19 protein-coding genes are annotated in these 22,406 nt (G+C 67.0%); 2 read left to right on the top strand and 17 right to left on the bottom strand.

Annotated elements, in window-relative coordinates:
* Positions 1-138: 138 nt before the first annotated feature.
* The 16 genes from DFS13_RS34390 to hpnI all read right to left on the bottom strand — a co-directional run bounded on the left by DFS13_RS34390 (position 139) and on the right by hpnI (position 18,509).
* Positions 139-933, bottom strand: a complete 795-nt coding sequence (locus DFS13_RS34390; protein WP_006490898.1) for an ABC transporter substrate-binding protein — start codon at positions 931-933, stop codon at positions 139-141.
* A 355-nt stretch (positions 934-1,288) separates the two neighbouring features.
* Positions 1,289-2,332, bottom strand: a complete 1,044-nt coding sequence (gene astE / locus DFS13_RS34380) for a succinylglutamate desuccinylase (RefSeq protein WP_181461638.1) — start codon at positions 2,330-2,332, stop codon at positions 1,289-1,291.
* A 7-nt stretch (positions 2,333-2,339) separates the two neighbouring features.
* Positions 2,340-3,680, bottom strand: coding sequence for an N-succinylarginine dihydrolase (astB, locus tag DFS13_RS34375; protein WP_006488742.1), 1,341 nt, complete (start codon positions 3,678-3,680; stop codon positions 2,340-2,342).
* Positions 3,681-3,694: 14 nt separating this feature from the next.
* Positions 3,695-5,158 carry a succinylglutamate-semialdehyde dehydrogenase gene (astD, locus tag DFS13_RS34370; protein ID WP_111442706.1) on the bottom strand — a complete coding sequence of 488 codons (1,464 nt, stop codon included), beginning with the start codon at positions 5,156-5,158 and terminating at the stop codon, positions 3,695-3,697.
* A gap of 7 nt (positions 5,159-5,165) precedes the next feature.
* A complete protein-coding gene (astA, locus tag DFS13_RS34365) occupies positions 5,166-6,197 on the bottom strand; it encodes an arginine N-succinyltransferase (protein WP_006488741.1) in 1,032 nt (343 codons plus the stop codon).
* Positions 6,194-7,261, bottom strand: a complete 1,068-nt coding sequence (gene aruF / locus DFS13_RS34360; RefSeq protein WP_034200812.1) for an arginine/ornithine succinyltransferase subunit alpha — start codon at positions 7,259-7,261, stop codon at positions 6,194-6,196. Before aruF ends, astA begins: the two co-directional genes overlap by 4 nt.
* 30 nt (positions 7,262-7,291) lie before the next feature.
* Positions 7,292-8,524 (bottom strand): aspartate aminotransferase family protein, encoded by a 1,233-nt coding sequence (locus DFS13_RS34355; RefSeq protein WP_048989479.1) that lies wholly within the window; start codon positions 8,522-8,524, stop codon positions 7,292-7,294.
* 1,004 nt (positions 8,525-9,528) lie between these two features.
* Entirely contained in the window at positions 9,529-10,569 is a 1,041-nt protein-coding gene (locus tag DFS13_RS34340; protein WP_006488743.1) for a GlxA family transcriptional regulator, read from the bottom strand.
* Between the two features lie 22 nt (positions 10,570-10,591).
* Positions 10,592-11,392, bottom strand: coding sequence for an ABC transporter ATP-binding protein (locus DFS13_RS34335; protein WP_006488736.1), 801 nt, complete (start codon positions 11,390-11,392; stop codon positions 10,592-10,594).
* Positions 11,393-11,412: 20 nt separating this feature from the next.
* The gene (locus DFS13_RS34330) at positions 11,413-12,126 is read right to left on the bottom strand and encodes an ABC transporter permease (RefSeq protein WP_006488739.1); all 714 of its coding nucleotides are present in this window, start codon (positions 12,124-12,126) and stop codon (positions 11,413-11,415) included.
* On the bottom strand, positions 12,123-12,812 hold the full coding sequence (locus DFS13_RS34325) for an ABC transporter permease (protein WP_111442705.1): 690 nt from the start codon (positions 12,810-12,812) through the stop codon (positions 12,123-12,125). The genes DFS13_RS34330 and DFS13_RS34325 overlap by 4 nt, the downstream gene beginning before the upstream one ends.
* Positions 12,813-13,179: 367 nt before the next feature.
* A complete protein-coding gene (locus DFS13_RS34320; RefSeq protein ID WP_006488732.1) occupies positions 13,180-13,734 on the bottom strand; it encodes a hypothetical protein in 555 nt (184 codons plus the stop codon).
* Positions 13,735-13,822: 88 nt separating this feature from the next.
* Positions 13,823-14,872 carry a lysylphosphatidylglycerol synthase domain-containing protein gene (locus DFS13_RS34315; protein WP_060265221.1) on the bottom strand — a complete coding sequence of 350 codons (1,050 nt, stop codon included), beginning with the start codon at positions 14,870-14,872 and terminating at the stop codon, positions 13,823-13,825.
* Positions 14,869-15,753 (bottom strand): hopanoid biosynthesis-associated protein HpnK, encoded by an 885-nt coding sequence (hpnK, locus tag DFS13_RS34310; RefSeq protein ID WP_111442704.1) that lies wholly within the window; start codon positions 15,751-15,753, stop codon positions 14,869-14,871. The genes DFS13_RS34315 and hpnK overlap by 4 nt, the downstream gene beginning before the upstream one ends.
* A 3-nt stretch (positions 15,754-15,756) precedes the next feature.
* Positions 15,757-17,199 (bottom strand): hopanoid biosynthesis associated radical SAM protein HpnJ, encoded by a 1,443-nt coding sequence (gene hpnJ, locus DFS13_RS34305; RefSeq protein ID WP_369718636.1) that lies wholly within the window; start codon positions 17,197-17,199, stop codon positions 15,757-15,759.
* A 134-nt stretch (positions 17,200-17,333) separates the two neighbouring features.
* Positions 17,334-18,509, bottom strand: coding sequence for a bacteriohopanetetrol glucosamine biosynthesis glycosyltransferase HpnI (hpnI, locus tag DFS13_RS34300; protein ID WP_034200814.1), 1,176 nt, complete (start codon positions 18,507-18,509; stop codon positions 17,334-17,336).
* A gap of 638 nt (positions 18,510-19,147) precedes the next feature.
* On the opposite strand from hpnI, the gene DFS13_RS34295 reads away from it, so the two are divergent.
* Positions 19,148-20,146, top strand: coding sequence for an LLM class flavin-dependent oxidoreductase (locus tag DFS13_RS34295; RefSeq protein WP_006492947.1), 999 nt, complete (start codon positions 19,148-19,150; stop codon positions 20,144-20,146).
* Positions 20,147-20,182: 36 nt separating this feature from the next.
* On the opposite strand, the gene DFS13_RS34290 is transcribed toward DFS13_RS34295, so the two are convergent.
* Positions 20,183-21,244 carry an alpha/beta fold hydrolase gene (locus tag DFS13_RS34290; protein ID WP_034200815.1) on the bottom strand — a complete coding sequence of 354 codons (1,062 nt, stop codon included), beginning with the start codon at positions 21,242-21,244 and terminating at the stop codon, positions 20,183-20,185.
* A 185-nt stretch (positions 21,245-21,429) separates the two neighbouring features.
* On the opposite strand from DFS13_RS34290, the gene pdxY reads away from it, so the two are divergent.
* Positions 21,430-22,290 carry a pyridoxal kinase PdxY gene (gene pdxY, locus DFS13_RS34285; RefSeq protein WP_006484315.1) on the top strand — a complete coding sequence of 287 codons (861 nt, stop codon included), beginning with the start codon at positions 21,430-21,432 and terminating at the stop codon, positions 22,288-22,290.
* Positions 22,291-22,406: the final 116 nt, after the last annotated feature.

Raw genomic sequence — 22,406 nt, 5'->3', positions numbered from 1 at the left:
TCAAGCTGAAATTAAATGGGCTGAGTCCCGTGCAATACAGGACTCAGCCCTTGGCCGCTTAGCTTTTAACCGTCCAACTTCGTGGGGTCAGTTCAATCAGCGGTCGGTTTTTTTGCAGCATGCGCGCGAACGCAACGCTTACTTGAGCGTGACGGGCACGCTGAAGTACTTCTTCGCGAGGTTGTCGATCGTGCCGTCGGCCTTCAGTTCCTTCAGCGCCTGATCGAGCGCCGTCTTCAGCGCCGCGTCGTTCTTGCGCAGGCCGAAGCCGACGCCCGAGCCGAGGATCTCGGTGTCGCTGACCGTGCCGCCCGCGAACGCGAAACCCTGGCCTTGCGGCTTCGTCAGGAAGCCCTTCGAGCCGGCTTCCGAATCCTGGAAGGTCGCGTCGAGACGGCCCGACTTCAGGTCGGCATACGCCAGATCCTGCGTCTGGTACGGCACGACTTCAACGCCGGCCGGCGCCCACTTCTTCTTCGCGTACGCTTCCTGGATCGTGCCCTGCAGCACGCCGACGCGCTTGCCCTTCAGCGATTGCGGGGTCGGCAGCAGGCCGCTGCCCTGCTTCGCGATCAGCTGGTTCGGAATCGTGTAGATCGGATCGGTGAACGCGATAGCGTGCTTGCGCTGGTCGGTGATCGTCATGTCCGAGTTGATCGCGTCGAACTTGCGCGCCTGCAGCGCCGGGATCAGGCCGTCGAAGTCGTTCTCGACCCACACGCACTTGGTCTTCAGCTTCGCGCACACCGCGTTGCCGATGTCGATGTCGAAGCCGGTCAGCTTGCCGTCGGGCGTCTTGTATTCGAACGGTGCGTACGAGGCCTCGACGCCGAACCGGATCTCCTTCAGATCCGCGGCAAACGCGCTGCCTGCCGCCACGGCCGATGCCGCCACCACCGCATGCGCGGCCACTTTACGCCAATCCAACTTCATCTGGTGTTCTCCTCGATACTCGAATGTTCCGGAACTACGGGCGCTTGCATCATTGCAGGGTCGGATGACCACGACAATGCGGCTGCCGCGCCGTGATGCGGCGCAACAGCCGCAAGGCCGCGATTGTACCAATCCGCGCGGCCCGATATGGCAAAGCGGGCGGCGCGACGCGATGCTGCGCTGCGTGCCCGGCGGCCGCCGCGCGCCCCGTCGAACTTGCAAGACGGTGTCGCAAATACGCAAGCGTGGCGCGTGCGCCGGCCGTGCGGCGTGCGGGCGTTATCGCAAAAAAATGAACGGGCCGCGGAGCGATGCGCAAGCCGAGCGTCGCCACGGCCTGCCGATCGCGCGTCGATCAGACGAGTGCGGCGATCGTCTCGCGTGTCGTATCGATCACGAGCAGGCCCGCGCGCAGGCCCGGCTTCACGGTCGGGTTCGGAAAGACGATCCGTTCCTCGTCGTGCGTCACCGTGTAGCGGTAGTCGCCGTCCTGCGCGAGCACCGTTCCGCGCGCGAACGCGGTGAAGTTCGCGACGTCGGCCGCGACGAACAGCTCGAGCGCGTCGCTCTGCTTCGTGATCTGGTCGATCACCGTGAAGACGCGCGGCAGCGACGGAAGGCCGCCCCCGGCGTCGACTTCCGCCCGCCCACCCGACACGAGCTTGCGCACCGCGCGGTCGGCCGGCGCGAAGCACGCCAGGTCGTTCTGGCCGAACGGCCGCACCTTGCCGAGTTCCAGCGTGCACGCGAGCGCGCCGCAATGCTCGGCCGTGAAATGCGAATACGTATTGCCCTTCGCCGTGTGCAGCAGCACGGCCGCGATGCGTGCATCGCCGAGCCATTCGATCATCGCGCGCGTCGGCGGCGTGCCCGTGTGCGGCAGCAGCGCGAACTGCTCGAACACCGATGCGCGAATCGCCGTATGCATGTCGATGTGCCAGCGTGCGCTGCCCGCCGGCGCCGCCGCGAAGAACGCGGCCGCGGCCGCTTCGAGCTGCGCGGCGCGCGGCGCTTCGCGGCTCGCGGGCACCTGCGCGTGACGGCCGCTGAACAGGCGGTTCAGGTCGTCGTCGAGATAGCGTTCGCCCGCGCGCATCGCCGGCACGTTGCCGAGCACGACGAGCAGCCGGCATGCGAGCGGCAGCGCACCCGCGGCGAGATCGCGCACCAGCATCGACAGCAGTTCGATCGGCGCCGTCTCGTCGCCATGCACGCCGGCCGACACGAGCACGCTCGCGCGCGCCGCGGCGTCGGCCGCCGCCGGTTCGAACGCGAGCAGCCCGTCGCCGAGCCATTGCCAGCGCACCGCGCCGCCCGCGCAGGCGCCGTCCTGTTCGGCCGGCGCGTCACCGGCCAGCGTGAACGCGAGAAAGTCGTCGAGCAGCGCGGCGGCCGGCATCCGTGCCTCAGCGCTGGAAGTCATACAGCGAACCGACGCGCAGGATCTGCGTGAGCTCGTCGAGCGCCGTGCGCGATTCGTCGAGCAGCGCCGGATCGGCGAGGTCTTCCGGTGCGAGGCGATCGCGATAGTGCTTGTCGATCCACGCGTCGAGCGACGCGAACAGCGTGTCGTTGATCCACACGTTCGACGTGACGGCCGCGCGCTCCGCTTCGTTCAGCACGACGCGCAGGCGCAGGCACGCCGGGCCGCCGCCGTTCTTCATGCTTTCGCGCAGGTCGAACACGAGCACGTCGTGAATCGGGCCGTTGCCGGCAGCAAGCTGGTCGAGATAGGCGGCGACGTTCGCGTTCTCGCGGCACTCCTGCGGCACGACGAGTACCTGCGAGCCGTCCGCGCGCGACAGCAGCTGGCTGTTGAACAGGTACGACGTCACCGCGTCGTTCACGCTCACCGCCGCGTCCGGCACTTCGATCACGTTCAGGCGCGCACCGCGTGCGTCGAGCGCGGCGGTCAGCGTATCGTAGATCGCCTGCTTGTTGACGAACGCGCGTTCGTGCGTGAACAGCGTGTCGCGGTTGCCGACCGAGATCACGTCGTTGTGGAACACGCCCGCGTCGATCACGTCCGGGTCCTGCTGTGCGTACACCGTCGCTTCCTCCGCGAGCCCGTGGCGATGCGCGACCGCGCGGCTCGCCTCGAAGGTCTGGCGGGCCGGGAAACGCTTCGGCTCGGGGCCGCGACGGTATTCGGCACGGCCGTACACGAAGAATTCGATGCCCGGCTTGCCGTATTCGGCGCAGAAGCGCGTGTGGTTCGCCGCGCCTTCGTCGCCGAGCGCCGGCGTGCCGGTCAGCGCTTCATGCACCGCGAAGTGCGCGGGGTCCGCAAACAGCGTCGACAGCGTGCGGCGCGTCGCTTCGTGCTCGATCGCGCGATGCAGCTTGCTGCACAGGTTCGCCGGCGTGAAGTGCACGCGGCCGTCGCTGGTGTCCGCCGACGGGCTGACGGTGGCCGCGTTCGCGGTCCACATCGCCGACGCCGAGCTCGCCGCGGCGAGCAGTTCGGGCGCCTGCTTCGCGGCCTTCGCGATCACGTCCGCGTCCTTGCCCGAGAAGCCGAGCTCGCGCAACAGGCGCAGCGACGGCCGCTCCTGCGGCGGCAGCACGCCTTGCGCGAAACCGAGATCCGCGAGCTGCTTCATCTTGCGCAGGCCCTGCTTCGCGGCGGCCTTCGGGTTCGCGGCCGACTTCTCGTTGTTCAGCGACGCCACGTTGCCGAACGACAGCCCGGCGTAGTTGTGGGTCGGGCCGACGAGCCCGTCGAAATTGGCTTCTTGTGCGTTCATCGTCGTTCCCTCGATCAGAAATGCAGGCCCGGCGACAGGCTCGCGGGCAAAGTCAGTTGCGTGCTTTCCACCGACGCCATCGGATACGCGCAATAGTCGGCCGCGTAGTACGCGCTCGGGCGATGGTTGCCGGAGCGGCCCGTGCCGCCGAACGGCGCGGCGGACGATGCGCCGTTAGTGGGGCGGTTCCAGTTGACGATCCCGGCGCGGATCGTGCGGCGGAAGTGCTCCCACACCTTCGGGTCGTCGGCCAGCAGGCCGGCGGACAGGCCGAACGCCGTGTCGTTCGCGCGCTCGATCGCGTCGTCGAGCGTCGTGTAGCGGACGACCTGCGCGAGCGGGCCGAAATGTTCTTCGTCGGGCAGGTTCGCGACGCCCGTCACGTCGACGATCGCCGCGTTCACGAAGCCCAGGCGCGGATCGCGCTGCGTCATCGCGATGATCGGCTTCGCGCCCTGCTCGACGAGGCGCGACTGCGCGTCGACCAGCTTCGCGGCCGCGCGGGCCGAGATCACCGCGCCCATGAACGGCTGCGGATCGGCGTCGAACACGTCGGCCGTGATCTTCGACGTGACGTCGGCGAAACGCGCGAGGAAGCGGTCGCCGAACGCGCCCTGCGGCACGAAGATGCGGCGTGCGCACGTGCAGCGCTGGCCAGCCGACAGGAACGCCGACTGGATCGTGTGATGCACGGCCGCGTCGACGTCCTCGACCTCGCCGATCACGAGCGGGTTGTTGCCGCCCATCTCGAGCGCGAGCACGATTTCCGGACGGCCGCCGAACTGCTTGTGCAGCAGCGTGCCGGTGTCCGAACTGCCGGTGAAGAACAGCCCGTCGATCTGCCGATGATTCGCGAGCGCGATGCCGGTGTCCTTCTCGCCCTGCACGAGGTTCAGCACGCCGGGCGGCAACCCGGCTGCCTGCCACACCTCGACCGTCGCGCGCGCGACGCCCGGCGCAAGTTCGGACGGCTTGAACACGACCGTGTTGCCGGCGATCAGCGCCGGCACGATATGACCGTTCGGCAAGTGGCCGGGGAAGTTGTACGGGCCGAACACCGCGACGACGCCGTGCGGGCGGTGACGCAGCACCGCGACGCCGTCGGCCATGTCCTGGCGCTTCTCGCCGGTGCGCTCCTGATACGCCTGGATCGAGATGCCGACCTTCGCGGCCATCGATGCGACTTCGGTGCGCGCTTCCCACAGCGGCTTGCCCGTCTCGCGGCCGATCGCGGTCGCGATCGCTTCCTTGCGTTCGGTGAGCAACGCGGCGAAGCGCTTGACGATTTCGCAGCGTGCCTCGAAGTCGAGCGCCGACCAGCCGGCGAACGCGCGGCGCGCGCTCACGACCGCACGGTCGACGTCGGCCGCCGATGCGCTGTCGCCCTGCCAGGCCACAGCGTCGGTGCCCGGGTTGCGCGAAGCGAAGACGGGGCCCGAGCCTGCGACCCAGGCGCCGTCGATGAAGAGTTCCGTCATGATTCGTTTATCCCTGTTTGACTTTGAGCGGCAGCACGCGGACCGGATCGCCGGCCTTCACGTCGAGCGCGACGGCATCGTCGGCCGACAGCACGAACGAGCCGTTCGCGACCACGCCCGGCGCGACGCCGACGCGGAAGTCGCCGAGCGACGTGTTCGACACGAGCGACTTGGGAGCATCGTCCCGCGCGTCGGGCACGCCGATCGCGACCGGTACGACGACGCTCTCGCGCACCGTGCGCAGGTCGTTGACGTGGCATTCGAGCACGGGGCCCGCGTCGAAGATGTCGACGTGATTCTGGTAACGCAGCCCTTCCGCTTCGAGCATCTTGCGGGCCGGCAGCGTATCGCGGTGCGTGAGGCCGACCGCGTCCTGCGCGTCCTGCGGCAGCAGGTCGACGTACACCGGGTAACGCGGCATCAGTTCCGCGAGGAACGACTTGCGGCCGTGCGAGCTGAGGTAATCGGCCGCGTTGAAATCGATCTGGTAGAAGTGCGAACCGACCGCGCGCCAGAACGGCGACGTGCCGTCCTCGTCGAAGTGGCCGCGCAGTTCCGCGCAGATGCGCTCCGGAAAGCGGTCGCGGAATTGCGCGATGAACATGAAGCGCGAGCGCGACAGCAAGCCGCCGACGCCGCCCGTGCGATAGCGCGGGCTCAGGAACAGCGAGCACACTTCCGCGTAGCCCGTCAGGTCGTGCGAGATGTTCAGCGCCGACATCCGCGTCCACACGCCGAGTTCCTGGCTCGCATGCACGACCGTGCTCACGCGGTAGTTGTAGAACGGCTGCTCGAGGCCGACCTGCGTTTCGATCCCGCACACGCCCGCGATGTCGCCCGTCTTCGATTCTTCCATCACGAAGAAGTAGCCGGCCTCGCCCGGTGCGGCCTTGCCCTCGAGCGTGCGGCGCGAGCGTTCGATGCGCGCGGCGAGCGCGTCGCGGTCGGGCTTGAACGTGGTCAGGCCCGGCCCGGTTTCCTGCGCGAGCGACACGAGCGCGTCGACGTCGCCCGTTTGTACGACCCGAACGACGATCATGCTGCGTCTCCCTTCAATTCTTCATCGTCGCGGCGGTGCAGCGGCACGCAGCGCACGACATCGCCTTCCTTCACATCGAGCGCCGCGCGCACGTCGCCGGCCAGCGGCGCGTCGGTGCCGCGCGCGTCGGCCGTGTCGCCCGGCAGGTCGGCCAGCACGCAGCGGAACGACTCGCCGCTGCCTGTCGACACCATGTACGCGACGTCGCCCCGCTGATGCGCGGCCTCGCGCACGACGCGCTCCGACGCCTGCTTCACGCACGCGGTGCGGTCGACTTGGGCGGTCAGCACCGGGCCCGCGTCGAAGATGTCGACGAAGCGGTCGGGCTCGAAGCCTTCCTCGAGATGGATGTCGTACGCGAGCAGGGCCGTTTCGTTCGGCTCGCCGAGCACGCGCTGCGCGGCTTCGGGCAGCAGCGGCACGTAGAGCGGATAGGCCGGCATCACTTCCGCGATGAACGTGCGGCTGCGGCCGCCCGAGGCGATGTCGACGTCGGTGAAATTACGGCCGAAGAACTTGCGGCCCACCGCTTCCCAGAACGGCGATGCGCCGTTGCCGTCGCTCACGCCGAGCAGCAGCGTGAACACTTCCGGCGTGAAGCGGCGGCGGTTCGCGGCGATGTACATCATCCGGGCGCGCGAGATCAGGTGCGCGGCCGCATCGCCGCGCAGCGACGGATCGACGTAGAAGCCCGCGAGCCGGCTCTTGCCGGTCAGCTCGTGCGACATCGTGAGCGCGTGGATCTTGCGGTTCACGTGCAGCTCGCGCGACGCGTGGATCAGCGCGTCGTTGCGGAACGCGTAGAACGGTTCCGAGTAGCCGGCCGCGGCCACGATGCTCGCCGTGCCGAGCAGTTTGCCGGTCGACGAATCCTCGAGCACGAAGAGGTAGAACTCCTCGCCGGCGAAGTCGACGTCCGCGCGAAACGAATCCTCGGAGAGCGCCACGCGCGCTTCGAGCGCCGCGCGGTCGTGCGGCAGCGAGTGCAGGACCGGCTGCGCGGTGCGCGCCATGTGCGCGAGCGCATCGAGATCCGTGAGTTTGCCGGGGCGAACAAATAGCATCGTCGTTCCTGTCTGCGATGGGCGCGCCGATCAGCGCGCGGTGGCTTCCTGGGCCGCGAGCACCTGCTCGACTGCCTTCTCGAAGCGCTTCACGCCTTCGTCGAGCAGGTCGAACGGAATCACCAGCGACGGGACGAAGCGCAGCACGTTCGGGCCGGCGATCAGCATGATCAGCCCGTTCTCCGCGGCGGCGGTGACGAAGTCCTTCGCGCGGCCGTCGAAGGCGGCGGTGAGTTCCGCGCCGACCAGCAGGCCCTTGCCACGCACGTCCTTGAAGATGCCGAAGCGTGCGTTGATGCGTTCCAGCGCGCCCTTCAGGCGCACGCTGCGTTCGCGCACGCCTTCGAGCAGTGCCGGGTCGCCGATCAGTTCGACGACCTTGTCTGCGATCGCCGATGCGAGCGGGTTGCCGCCGTACGTCGTGCCGTGCACGCCGACCTTGAAGTGCGCGGCCAGTTCGTTCGTCGTCAGCATCGCGCCGATCGGGAAGCCGTTGCCGAGGGCCTTGGCGGTCGTCAGGATGTCCGGCGTGACGCCCGTGTCCATGTACGCGTAGAACTGGCCCGTGCGGCCGACGCCCGTTTGCACTTCGTCGAAGATCAGCAGTGCGTCGTTGGCATCGCACGCTTCGCGCAGCACTTTCAGGAACGCCGGATCGGCGGGGATCACGCCGCCTTCGCCTTGCACCGGTTCGACGATCACCGCGCAGGTTTTCGGGCCGATCGCGGCCTTCGCGGCTTCGATGTCGTTGAACGGCAGGTGCTTGATGCCTTCCGGCACCGGGCCGAAGCCTTCCGAGTATTTCGGCTGGCCGCCGACGCTGACCGTGAAGAACGTGCGGCCGTGGAACGACTGGACGAACGACACGATTTCATATTTGTCGGCGCCGTGGCGGTCGAACGCGACGCGGCGTGCGAGCTTCAGTGCGGCTTCATTTGCTTCAGCGCCCGAGTTCGCGAAGAATGCGCGGTCGGCGAAGGTCAGCGATTCGAGGCGCTTCGCGAGGCGCAGCACCGGTTCGTTCGTGTAGCCGTTGCCGATGTGCCAGAGCTTGCGGCCTTGTTCGTCCAGCACCTTCAGCAGTTCCGGGTGGCCGTGGCCGAGCGACGTCACCGCGATGCCGCACGCGAAATCGATGTACTCGCGGCCGGCCGTATCCCACACGCGGGAGCCCTCTGCGCGATCCGGCACGAACGGGGCGGGGGAAAATACCGGCACCATCACTTCGTCGAATGTCTGGCGGGTCACGGTCGAGGTCGTCATGGTCGTTCCTTTCGGTTTCGTAAGAGGGTTCAACAGGATCAAGTTTAGGTAAGGGTGACGCAAGCGTCTTGCGGAATTGCGACGGGTTCTATCGGAAGGTTTTGGTTTTGCCCTTTAGGGCCGGGGGGCGACTACGCCGTGTCGGTATTTTGGGGCTTTTTCCGGCTTTTCTGTGGTCGGCTTCCGGTCGCGTGAAGCACCTGTGATCGTGTCGGTCTATTAGCGTCGCCCCTGCGCGGGGCAGCGGTCACTTTTCTTTGTCTTGCCAAAGAAAAGTAACCAAAAGAAAGGCGCTCGATAACGCATGACTTCCCGGTGCCACGGCCATCAGAGTGGATCGCACAAAAGTGTCCGCGCCAGTCAGGACACCGGAGTGGTTCGAGCAATGGTTCTGACACCACTGCCTGCCCCACGGAGCGGTATACCATCCGCTCGCTCCGTCCTCGCTCCGTCCTCGCTTCGCTCGGCCGACAGGTCCATCCCCACCCAATCGCTACCAGCCCCCTCACAGGGAACCAACTCTCGATACGCAGGAAATTCGCCACTCGCAAGAAAAATAGGGGGCAAACAACATCGCTGTCGCGAAAACACCGCTCGTCAAACGATCGAATTACACAAATGCGAGAGCAGAAAAAGTGCCTGGCAGTCTGCGGTTTGTGCAGAACGCAATCGCATGACCTCCCCTGAAGTACCTTGCAGCCGAGCGTAGCGAGGATGGAGCTAGCGGATGGTATACCGCTCCGTGGGGCAGGCAGTGGTGTCAGAACCATTGCTCGAACCACTCCGGTGTCCTGACTGGCGCGGACACTTTTGTGCGATCCACTTTGTTGGCGATGGCACCGGGAAGTCATGCGTTATCGGGCGCCTTTCTTTTGGTTACTTTTCTTTGGCAAGACAAAGAAAAGTGACCGCTGCCCCGCGCAGGGGCGACGCTAATAGACCGACACGATCACAGGTGCTTCACGACACGACAGGCAGACCACCAAACAAACCAAACCCCACCCTCAATCCTTCCCGCGCTCGACGAGCGCCCCACCCCTCGGCTCGCTGCCCCCGCCGGTCTGCTTTTCGAGCCACGCGCGCCGATCCTCCCGAGGCGTAACCCCAAACCTTTCGCGATAAGCGTTGGAAAAGTGCGCAGCAGAAGAAAACCCACAGGCGAGCGAAACCTGAACCACTGACTTGCTGGTCCGCTGCAACTGCGTCCTTGCCTTGAGCAACCGAAGATTGAGGTAATACTTGGAGGGCATCGCCCCGAGATACTGTCGAAAGAGCCGCTCGAGCTGCCGCCGCGACACGCCGACCAACCCGGCGATCTCATCGGTAGTAAGCGGATCCTCGACATTGGCTTCCATCAAAAGCAACGCGTCATTCAACCGAGGATGCCGCTCCCCCGGAGCAGTAACAAACGGAATCCGCTGCCGCTCCTCGCCGCTGCGCAGCGTGCCGACCCCGAGCGCATCGGCAATCCGCTCCGCGAGATCCGCCCCATGTTCCCGGCCAATCATGGCCAGCATGAAATCGACGGTCGCCTGCCCGCCGGCGCAGGTCGCCCGATCGCGATCGATCTCGAAGATCTGCTGCGTGACGATCGACCGCTCGAACTGCTCGGCGAACTGCTGATACGTCTCCCAGTTCACGCTCACGCGATACCCGGAAAGCTGCCCCGCCATCGCGAGCCACCACACGCCGTGATGAATGCCGGTCACGACCGGCGTGCGCTGCCCGACCCGCGCGAGACTCGCGAGAAACAGCCGGTAATCGGCGAACTGCTGAAACCGCTCGGACACGACGATCAACCAGTCGCACGCGATCGCGTCGTTGAACGCCGCATCGGCATGCCACTGCGCACCACCCGCGAGCGGCACCGGCCGCCCGTCCCACGAACACACCTGCCAGCGGTACAGAAGCCGCCCGTCGATCTCGTTCGCGAGATTCAGCGCATCGACGATCGGCCCCACGCCCGACATCGACACGGGCGGCAATGCAACGATCGCCACCTGCGTCGTGCGGGTGGCGCCTGCGGGACGAGACACCGGTACCACGGCTGAAACCTGCCCTGTCGCGTTACTTGAGACTGCCCGACAGGAATTGCTTGAGCCGCTCGCTCTGCGGCCGCACCAGCACTTCCTTCGGATCGCCCTCTTCCTCGGTCCGCCCCTGATGCAGGAACATCACGTGGTTCGACACGTTGCGCGCGAAACCCATCTCGTGCGTGACGACGATCATCGTGCGCCCTTCCTCGGCCAGCTTCTGCATGACCTTCAGCACTTCGCCGACGAGCTCCGGATCGAGCGCGGACGTCGGTTCGTCGAACAGCATCACGTCCGGATGCATCGCGAGCGCACGCGCGATCGCCACGCGCTGCTGCTGGCCGCCCGACAGATGCGACGGATACTGCTTCTCGACGCGCGGCGGCAGGCCGACCTTCTCCAGGTACTCGCGCGCACGCTCCTCGGCTTCCTTCTTCGAAATGCCGAGCACGTGCACGGGCGCCTCCATCACGTTCTCGAGCACGTTCATGTGCGCCCACAGGTTGAAGTGCTGGAACACCATCGCGAGCTTCGTGCGGATGCGCTGCAACTGCTTGTGATCGGCGACCTCGAGCGCACCGGCGCGGTCGGTCTTGGTACGCACGGCCTCGCCGTCGACGACGATCTGCCCCGCATTCGGCCGTTCGAGAAAATTGATGCAGCGCAGGAACGTACTCTTGCCCGAGCCGCTCGCGCCGATGATGCTGATGACGTCACCGGCCTTCGCATTCAGCGACACGCCCTTGAGCACCTCGTTGTCGCCATAGCGCTTGTGGATATCGACCGCGGCAAGCTTGACGGAAGCGGACGCGCTCGTTTGAGTGATCTCGGCCAACTGGCTCTCCTCGAAGTAATTCAATGACGGGCGGCCGCGAGATACGCGAGCCAGTGGCGCTCCGCGCGGCGAAACGCCGCGACGAGTGCGAACGATACCGCAAGATAGATCAGCGCGGCGATTCCGAACGACTGGAACGCCATGTAGGTCGCGGAATTGGCGTCGCGCGCGACCTTCAGGATGTCCGGCACGGTCGCCGTGAACGCGACGGTGGTCGCGTGCAGCATCAGGATCACCTCGTTGCTGTACAGCGGCAGCGCGCGGCGCAGCGCCGACGGCAGAATCACACGGCGGTACATCGTGAACGGCGACATTCCGTACGCGCGCGCCGCCTCGACCTCGCCGTGCGGAATCGCGCGGATCGCCCCGGCGAAGATCTCGGTGGTGTACGCGCAGGTGTTCAGCGCGAACGCGAGGATCGCGCAGTTGAAACCGCTGCGGAAAAACGCGTCGAGCAGCGAGTGCGAGCGCACGAACTCGAGGCTGTACATGCCCGTGTACATCAGCAGCAACTGCACGTAGAGCGGCGTGCCGCGGAACACGTACGTGTAGAAGCGCACGGGCATCGACACCCACTTGTTCTTCGATACGCGCGCGACCGCGAGCGGCACCGCGCACACGAAGCCAAGCGAAATCGATGCGACGAGCAGCCACAGCGTCACCGCGAGGCCGGAGAGGCGCTGGCCGTCCCAGAAAAGGAACGCCTTGCCGAATTCCTGGAGGATCTCGATCATAGTTCTGCGTGCCGCACGCCCATGGAATAACGCTTCTCGAGCTGGATCAGCACGAGGTTGGAGACGGTCGTGATCGCAAGATAGATCAGCGCCGCGACGAGGATGAAGAAGAACATGTTGAACGTGCTCTTGCCGGCGTCCTGCGCGGCCTTCACGACGTCCGCGAGGCCGATGATCGACACCAGCGCGGTGGCCTTCACGAGCACCTGCCAGTTGTTGCCGATGCCCGGCAGCGCGAAGCGCATCATCTGCGGAAACATGATCCGCGCGAACACGCGCGCGCCGCTCATCCCGTAAGCCGCGCCGGCTTCGAGCTGGCCGCGCGGCACCGACAGGAACGCGCCGCGAAACGTCTCGGTGAAGTACGCGCCGTAGATGAAGCCGAGCGTCAGCACGCCCGCCACGAACGGATCGATGTCGATCTGGTTCCAGCCGACGAGGTCGGTGAACTGGTTCAGCCAGATCTGGATGCTGTAGAACAGCAGCAGCATCAGCACAAGATCGGGCACCGAGCGGATCAGCGTCGTATAACCGGTCGCGATCGCTCGCAGCACCCGGTTGTACGACAGCTTCGCCACCGCGCCGATCAGCCCCAGCGCCACCGCAGTGGCGAGCGACAGCACCGACAGCTCGATGGTCTGCACGGTGCCGGCCCAGAGGACCGGACCAAAGCCGTAAAGGAACACGCGCGTCTCCAGAGTTGGAATGAATGCCGACGCGACTGCCTGTCCCGCGCCGGGTTGACGCGGATAGTCGCAAGCGAAATTGATTGCCTCAAATCACCGTATGGGCGATTGCTGCGTCGCAACAATTCATCCCACCATTTGCGCATACGACCTACGCCGCTGTTTCAAAAGGAAAAAACCCGCTCCCTGACAGTCTCATGACACGCCGGGAAGCGGGTTTTTTGCAATTTTCCGGTCGCTTTTTCGATATAGCGCCGGACGGGCCATCGGGCCGAACATGCACGTCCTGGCCCGCCACAGCCTCGGCTGGCAGACGCGCATGAACGACGCGCTGCGCGACCGGCTGAAGAAGCGCCGCGCGTGAACGTCAGCGCCCTTTCAGGATGTCGGAGCGCGACGTCGTATAAACGAGCCCGTCCGGGCCGAAATGGACGTTGAAGAACGCGTCGGTGTTGACGCCGTCCTCGAGCCAGCGCCAGCTCCAGACCGTCTCGGGCTTCAGCGGATACTGCGCGATGTCGCCGGGCTTGCCGAGCAGCCGCCGCACCTCGTCCTCGTCCATCCCCGGGCGCACTTTCGCGAAATTCTCGGCGGTCAGCACCTGCGTCGCGCCCGTGTAGCGCCCGTTCGCATCGAGATCGACGAACCAGGTCTGGTTGCCCATCGGGCCGCGCGGATATTCGAGACGCTTCGAGCCGTCGGTGAACGTACGCTCGGTCTCGGGCTTGCCCATCGTGCCGCGCACGTCGGCCTCGGTCGATTCGCCGACCTTCAGCCCCTTCAGCAGCAGCGGCGCGGGCTTGATCGCGTTGAAGAAGTCCCTGATACGTTGCACGTCGAGATGGCCTTGGTCGTCACAACCGGTTAGCGCCAGCGCGGCGGCCAGCATCGTCACGGAAAGCAGCCGGAAACGGAAAATCATCGGAAGGGTTGCGCGTCGAGAAAACACGCGGCAAGGATACCCGCGCGACGCCAAAAGCGCGAGACGGGCCGTGTGGCCCGTCCCGGATTCAATGCGTCGTTTCGGTTTCGGTCCGGGTTTCGGTCGCCCGGTTCGCCGGCGGCGCCGTGCGCGGCCCGGCCGGCGATCCGCCCAGCCGGCGGCGCGTGCGCACCAGCTCGGCAAGCTGCCACGAGCCGAGCGCGAGGCAGCCGAACAGCACTTCGCGGCCGCGCTTGACGACCGCGAGCGACAGCGCCGTCTCGCGATCGACGCCGAACATCTGCGCGAGCAGCACGACGGTCGCCTCCTGCACGCCCAGTCCGCCCGGCACCATGAACGCCGCGTGCCGCACCGCCTGCGTCATCGCCTCGATCGCGATCGCGCCGCCGATCGACACCGGATGGCCGAGCAGCGCGAGCGCCCAGTAAATCTCGAGCGCGCCGAGCACGTAGCCGGCCAGTTGCCAGAAGAAGGCGCTGAACAGCAGGCCCGTGCGCGACATCAGCGAATCGATGTCGGCGTCGAGCCGGCGGCCGTCGACGCCCTGCAACAGCCGGTGCGAATCGCCGAGCAGGCGGCCCGCGAAACGCTCGATCGCGTGGAAGATGCCGCCGCGCCGCATCAGCACGACGCCCAGCACCGGCAACGGCAGCGTCAGCAGCAGCGCGAGGCCGATCGTCCCGCCGCCCATGTTGTCGGTCGTCGCGAGCAGCAGCACGAGGCCGAGCGCCGCGAACGCATACTGCACCACGATCGTCACCAGCACCTCGACGATCACCGACGCGGTCACGCGGCTCGCGTCGGGCACCTGCCAGCGCGCGAGCCGGATGCCGACGATCTCGCCGCCGATCCCGACCACGGGCAGCAGCCGGTTCACGGCCTCGCGCACGGTCGCGATCCACCACAGGAACGGCAGCGAACTGCGCCGGTCGAGCAGCAGGTGCCATGCGTATGCATCGAGCAGCAGCGGCAGCGCGTGGAACGGCACGAGCCACAACAGTGCGTAGCCGGCGCGCGCGAGCATCTGCGACACGTCGCCGACGCCTTCGTGCAGCCCCAGCGCGAGCAGGATGCCGATGCCGATCGGCCAGCCGAGCCACTTGATCCACTTGCTCATGACGGCTGCGCTCCCGGTGCGTGCGACGCCTGCGCGCCGCGTCGCGCCGCCGGCCCGCCGAACACGTCGGCAAACCCGCCGGTCGCGACGCCCGCCGCCTTCAGCGCGGCCGCGACGCGCGGCGACAGCAGCGCCTCGAGCTCGTCGACCGGACGGTAATCGGCCATCGTCGGCGTGATCGGGCCGTCGCCGGCCTCGGCCGGATGACAGTAGATCTCGCCGACGCCCGCCGGCAGCTTCGCGAGCGCGTCGAGCAGCACGGCCTCGTCCATCGCGCCCGTATGCTCGATCCCGACCACGTAGTCGTTGTGCGCGAGCCCCGCGCGGTCGAGCCGCGCGCGCACCAGCGCGATCCACGGCTTGAGCAGCGCGGGCGCGCTCGTTTCGTACGGCAGCCGCACCGCGCGCAGCCCGTAGTCGCGGCCGATCTCGATGATCATCGACAGCACGGTCGGATGCAGGTGGAAATGCTTGTGCGCGTTCACGTGGTCGAGCGGCAGGCCGCTCGCCGCGAACGCATCGAACTGCGCACGGATCTCGCGGCGCAGTTGCGCGCGCACGTGCGGCAGGAAGAAGAAGCGACAGCCGTCCTTCGCCATCGCGTCGCCGAATCGCCCGTCGGGGCCGACGAGCGCGGGAATCTCATGCGCGGGCAGCGTGGCCGGCCCGTCCGCGAGCACCAGATGCAGGCCGACCGCGAGCGACGGCAGCCGCCGCGCGCGTTCGATCGCATCCTGCGCGGCGCTCGCGCCGACCATCAGGCTGGCGGCGTTCAGCACGCCGTCGCGGTGCGCACGCTCGACCGCCGCGTTGACGCGCGGGTGCAGCCCGAAGTCGTCCGCGGTGAAGATCAGCGCCCGCGCCGCCCGCTGCGTCGCCACCGATCAGGCCTCGTGCGCGCGCAGGAAACGGAAGAACTCGACGCCTTCGCGCAGGCGGCGCTTCATCATGTCCCAGCTCGTCAGCATCTCGCGCACGATTTCCCAGATCTTCGACGGACGGAAGTAGAACTGGCGATAGAACTGCTCGAGGTGGTGATAGATCTCGTCGCGCGACAGGTGCGCATAGCCGATCGCCGCGAGCTGCACGCCTTCCTTGCTCACCAGGTTGATGGTCTTGTTCTCTTCCATCCAGCCGTTTTCGACGGCCTGCTTGTAGAGCGTCGTGCCCGGATACGGCGCGGCGAGCGACACCTGGATCGTGTGCGGATTGATTTCCTTCGCGTACTCGATCGTCTTCTTGATGGTCTCCTGCGTCTCGCCCGGCAGGCCGAGGATGAAGGTGCCGTGGATCTTGATGCCGAGCTTCTTGCAGTCCGCGCTGAAGCGGCGCGCGAAATCGGTGCGCACGCCCTTCTTGATGTTCACGAGAATCTGGTCGTCGCCCGATTCGAAGCCGACCAGCAGCAGGCGCAGGCCGTTTTCCTTCATCACCTTCAGCGTCTTGTACGGCACGTTGGCCTTCGCGTTGCACGACCACGTGATACCGAGCTTGCCCAGGCCGATGGCAATGGCTTCGGCGCGCGGCAGGTCGTCGGTGAAGGTGTCGTCGTCGAACATCAGCTCCTTCACTTCCGGCATGTTGTCGCGGATCCACTTCGCTTCCGCGAGCACGTTCTCGACCGAGCGCGTGCGGTAGCGATGGCCGCTGACCGTCTGCGGCCACAGGCAGAACGTGCAGCGCGACTTGCAGCCGCGGCCCGTGTAGATCGAGACGTACGGATAGTTCAGGTAGCCGATGAAGTAGTTGTCGATCTTCAGGTCGCGCTTGTAGACGGGCGCGACGAACGGCAGTTCGTCCATGTTCTCGAGGATCGGACGCGCTTCGTTGTGCTCGATCGAGCCGTCCTTCGCGCGCCAGCTCAAGCCCTTGATCTCCGCGAACGGCTTGCCTTCGGCGAGTTCCTTGCAGGTGAAGTCGAACTCCTCGCGGCACACGAAGTCGATGGCCTCGCTCGCCGTGAGCGAGTTGTGCGGATCGACCATCACCTTCGCGCCGACCATGCCGACCAGCATCGACGGCTTCATCTTCTTGAGATCCTGCGCGAACATCGCGTCGGTCGGGAACGACGGCGTGCTCGTGTGGATGATCACGAGGTCGTAGTCGTTGGCGATCTTCAGCGTCTCCTCGACCGACAGGCCGTCGGCCGGCGCATCGACGACGCGGCTGCCCGGCACGAGCGCGGCCGGCTGCGCGAGCCAGGTCGGGTACCAGAAGGAACGGATTTCGCGCTTCGCCTGATAGCGCGAGCCGGCTCCGCCGTCGAAGCCGTCATACGAAGGGGCCTGCAAGAACAGCGTTTTCATGAATGCTCCGGTAGCCTGCATAGTTCGTTTCGTTACAACGATTCAGTCAAAAAACCGCGGGCCGCCATGCCGGCGCCCGCCTCTCTGTCATGTCGCGCCGCGTGGCTTCGCCGTGCGACGCGTCTCGGCCCGCGGGCCGGGTTCGATCGACGGCCCTAGCGGCCGTCCACTGCTTCCACGGCCGCCGCCGCGCGTTCGCCGCCGACGACCGTCATCCTGGCGCCGCGCCACACGACGTGCGTGCCGAACGCGGCCGCGAGCCACTCGAGCGCGAGCAGCGTGTCGCGCACCGCGACGAGCGGCAGGTCGCGCCAGAACGCACGCCAGCCGTCCTCGCCGCGTGCGTGCAGCACGAGCCGGCCGAATGCGCCAACCGCGGCCGCCCCGCCCGCCAGCGTGCCGGCGACACTGCCGTCGAGGCGCCATGCGAGCGCCGCGCCGATCGCGAGCCACGGCACGGTGAACGTAATGAACAGGAACGCGAAGCCGGCCGGGTTCAGCGAACGGATCGTGCGCAGCCAGCGCGTCTCGCGGTGCCACAGCGGCCCGAACGACGGTTCGATCACGTCGGTCGCGACCTCGACCTCGGACAGCACGGTGCGCCGCCCGAGGCGGCGCGGCAGCTCGGCCAGCCAGAAATCGTCGGCCAGTTCGTCCTTCAGCGCGAAGAGACCGCCGATCCGGTCGAGCGTGTCGCGCGTGAGCGCGAGCGTCGCGCCGAAGCCGAAGCGGCTCGAGCGGCCGAGGTGCGTGATCCGCACCGACGGCGCGAACCAGGCGTCGACGAACTGCGCGCCGATCCGCGTCCAGAAGCCGCCGACGCTGCGCGCATGATACAGGCACGTGACGACCCCGACCGACGCGTCCGCGAGCGGCGCCGTCACGCGCTCCAGATAGTCGGGCTTCACCGCGATGTCGCTGTCCGCGATCACGATGCGGCCGTATTTCGCACGTTCGGCGAGATTGATCAGGTTGCTGACCTTCAGGTTCTTGCCATGCACGCGCGCGTCGATCACGAGCGAGATGTCGCACGCCGGATGGTCGGCACGCAGCCGCTCGACGACCGCGATAGCCGGATCGGCCGACGATGCGACGCCGAACAGCACCTCATAGCGAGGATGGCGCTGCTCGCAGAAAGTCGCGAGGTTTTCGTACAGGTGCGGCTCCGCGCCGCACAGCGGCTTGAGCACGCTGACCGGCTCGAAGCCGTCGCGCACCGCCGTGCGCGGCGTGCGCGGCCGCGGCGCGAAGGCCGCGACGAGCGCATAGCCGGCCGCGGCCAGCGTGAAGACGATCAGGAGCCAGTCGAGCAGCGTGGCGGCAGGCGTCATGCGCAACGCCTCCCGGCGACTTCGGCGCCATGGCGAACGCTTGAGCGTGATTGAGCGTGATGCGGTATTCCGACAGCGACGAACGCGGGCACGACCCGACTCCTTGTTCCAGCAGCGTCTGTAATGGGGAAGGCACGACCCGTTGTTCGGGTGCGGCCATGCCCGGCTTCGCGTGGCGTATCCCCGCGCAGCACCCGGACGGCATGCGGGAAGACTCGAATGGCTCCATTGGCACAACATGGACAGGCGCCGGATTTTAGCAGTCCGCAGCCCCCCGCGTGCGGCGCTACGAGAAACGGACTGGTGCGATTCCGGCAAAGCTGAGCGGTCGACGAGCCGGATCGGCTCGGCCACGTTCACATTAGCGTAAGCACTTTGCAGGCGTATTGCAGTCTTTAAAATCAAACGTTTCGTGCAAATTTGTATGTCGATGCGGTTTCAATTCCAATCGCCGTAAAGATTGGTAATTAATCAGCAATTAGATTGATTTTTGCAACGATCGTCGCAAGCAACCCTGCACCCCTGTAAGGCGCATGGGTATCCGCGCGCGGCCAGCACGTTCCGGAACCCTTTGGCAAAATCGTTGGCGTCTGTTGCGTCAGCGCATCACCACGCCACCCCGTTTCGAAGGTCTTCCGATGACACCGTTTTCCGTACTCGATCTCGCCCCCATTCCGGCCGGCGCCGACGCCTCGCAGGCGTTCCGCAACACCGTCGATCTCGCGCAGCACGCGGAACGCTGGGGCTACCGTCGCTACTGGCTGGCCGAGCATCACAACATGCCGGGGATCGCGAGTGCGGCCACCGCCGTCGTGATCGGCCACGTCGCGGGCGCGACGCGGACAATCCGGGTCGGCTCGGGCGGCATCATGCTGCCGAACCACGCGCCGCTCGTGATCGCCGAACAGTTCGGCACGCTCGCGTCGCTGTATCCGGGGCGCATCGATCTCGGCCTGGGCCGCGCGCCCGGCACCGACCAGACCACGTCGCGCGCGCTGCGCCGCGACCTGATCGGCAGTGCGGACTCGTTTCCGGACGACGTCGCGGAGCTGCAACGCTATTTCGCGGAGCCGGTACCCGGCCAGCGCGTGCGGGCGGTACCCGGCGCGGGGCTCGACGTCCCGGTGTGGCTGCTCGGTTCGAGCCTGTTCAGCGCGCAGCTCGCGGCGATGCTCGGGCTGCCGTTCGCGTTCGCGTCGCACTTCGCGCCGGATTATCTGATGCGGGCGCTCGAGATCTACCGCGCGCAGTACCGGCCGTCGGCCGCGTGGCCGAAGCCGCATGCGATGGTCGGCGTCAACGTGTTCGCGGCCGAGACCGACGACGAGGCGCGGCGCCTGTTCACGTCGCTGCAGCAGCAGTTCATCAACCTGCGGCGCGGCACGCCGGGCAAGCTGCCGCCGCCCGTCGACGTGCTCGAGGCGAACGAACTCGAACTCGCGACCGTCGCGCATTCGCTGTCGTTCGCGGCGGTCGGCTCGCGCGACACGGTGCGCGACAAGCTGCGCGAGCGCATCGCGCTGACGGGCGCCGACGAGCTGATCATCACCGCGCAGATCTACGATCACGCCGCGCGGCTGCGCTCGTTCGAACTGGCCGCGCAGATCCGCGACGAGCTCGCGAACGAAGCGCGCTGACGGCACGCTCGCGCGCCGCCGGCCGCCTGTCCCGCATCACTGCGGGCGCACGGCCTCCAGCCCGTCGAGCAGCGCCTTGTGGAACGCGTCCGGATCCTGGATCTGCGGCGCGTGTCCGAGCGCCGGGAATTCGACGAGTTGCGCGCCCGGAATCGCGGCCTGCGTGCGCTTCGCGAGCTCCGGATAGCGGCCGAGCTTCGCGTGCACGTCGGGCGGCGCGACGTCCTTGCCGATCGCGGTCGTGTCCTTGTCGCCGATCATCAGCAGCGTCGGCACGCGGATCGCACCGAATTCGTAGACCACCGGCTGCGTGAGGATCATGTCGTAGATCAGCGCGGAGTTCCACGCGACCGCGTCGCGGCCGGCGCCGCGATACATGCCGGCGAGCATCTGCACCCAGCGCTCGTACGACGGCGACCACTTGCCTGCGTAGTACGTACCCTGCTCGTAGCGGCGGATACCGTCGGCCGTGGTCTTCTGTTCGCGCGCGTACCAGTAGTCGACCGACAGCGGCGGCACGCCGAGCGCCTTCCAGTCCTCGAGGCCGATCGGGTTCACGAGCACGAGCTGGTCGGTCGCTTTCGGATACATCAGCGCGTAGCGGATCGCGAGCATCCCGCCCGTCGAGTGGCCCATGATCGTCGCCGACTTCACGCCGACCGATTCGAGCAGCGCGTGCGTGTTGCGCGCGAGTTGCTGGAAGCTGTACTGGTAGCGCTCGGGCTTCGACGACTTGCAGAAGCCGATCTGGTCCGGCGCGATCACGCGATAGCCGGCGCGGCTCAGCACGCCGATCGTATCCTCCCAGGTCGCCGCGCAGAAGTTCTTGCCGTGCAGCAGCACGACGGTGCGGCCGTTCGGATGCGCGGGCTGCACGTCGAGGTACGCCATCTCGAGGGTTTCGCGCTGCGACACGAACGCGTACTCGTGCACGGGCGCCGGATACGCGAACCCTTCCAGGCGCGGGCCGTACGCGGGCCCGTCGTTGGCGGCGGGCGTCGCGGCAACGGCCGCCACGGGCAGCGCGCACGCGGCGGCGGCGCTCGCGCCGAGCACGGCGGCGCGCGCGACGGACAACATCTTGCAAATCGAAAGCATGGCGATCACGGTGATTGGAGACGCGCGCGGGCAGCCGGGTTGTGGCCGGACGGTCTCGCGCCCCCGCGATTCTACGCGGTCGCGTGACGACGGCGCGCAACACTCCGGGGCCGCGCGACTTCCGCGCGTATGACGAACTCGGGTATCGTGTGACGTGACCCTGAAACGCGTGCAGGCGAATTCCCATGAAAAACGTCCTCAGCATTCAGTCGCACGTCATCTACGGCCATGCCGGCAACAGTGCGGCCGTGTTCCCGATGCAGCGTCTCGGCATCAACGTCTGGCCGCTCAATACCGTCCAGTTGTCGAATCACATGCAGTACGGCCACTGGGCCGGCAGCGCGATCGATGCCGCGAAGATGGAACAGCTCGTCGACGGCGTCGCGGCCATCGGCGCGCTCAAGCGTTGCGACGCGGTGCTGTCCGGCTTCCTCGGCTCGCCGCCGCAGGCGCGCGCGGCGGTCGAGATCGTGCGCTCGGTGAAGGCGATGAATCCGAACGCGTGGTACTTCTGCGATCCGGCGATGGGCCAGACGGGCGGCATCCGGCCCGAGCCCGGTGTCGAGGAATTCATCGTGCAGGAGATGCCCGCGCTCGCGGACGGCATGTCGCCGAACCATACCGAACTGCAGAAGCTCGCCGGCCGGCGCATCGAGACCGTCGCCGAAGCCGTCGACGCGTGCCGCGCGCTGATCCGCCGCGGCCCGCAGATCATCCTCGTCAAGCACCTGCACGACCGCAACAGTCCGGCCGACCGTTTCAACATGCTCGCCGTCACCGAAACCGAAGCGTGGATCGGCCAGCGGCCGCTGTATGCGTTTCCGCGCCATCCGGTCGGCGTCGGCGACCTGACCAGCGCGATCTTCGTCGCATGCCGGCTGCGCGGCGATTCGGTGCGCGCCGCGTTCGAACACACGCTCGCGGCCGTGCACGCGGTCGTGAAGGCCACCTACGACGCACGCCGTTACGAACTCGAACTCGTCGCCGCGCAGGACGAGATCGCCCGCCCGAGCGAATGGTTCGGCGCGTGGGTGACCGACGCCTGACGCGCCGGCACGGCGTTGCGCTGCTCCGCCGCACTGCTTTCCCGCTTTCCTGCTTTCCTGCTTTCCTGCTTTCCTGCTTTCCTGCTTTCCCGCTTTCCCCGTTACACCACGACCGC

The organism is Burkholderia sp. 28_3 (genome assembly GCF_003253915.1).
Classification (GTDB): Bacteria; Pseudomonadota; Gammaproteobacteria; order Burkholderiales; family Burkholderiaceae; genus Burkholderia; species Burkholderia cenocepacia.
The sequence above is the reverse complement of the archived record's forward strand: the minus strand, read 5'-3'. Positions and strand labels throughout refer to the sequence as shown.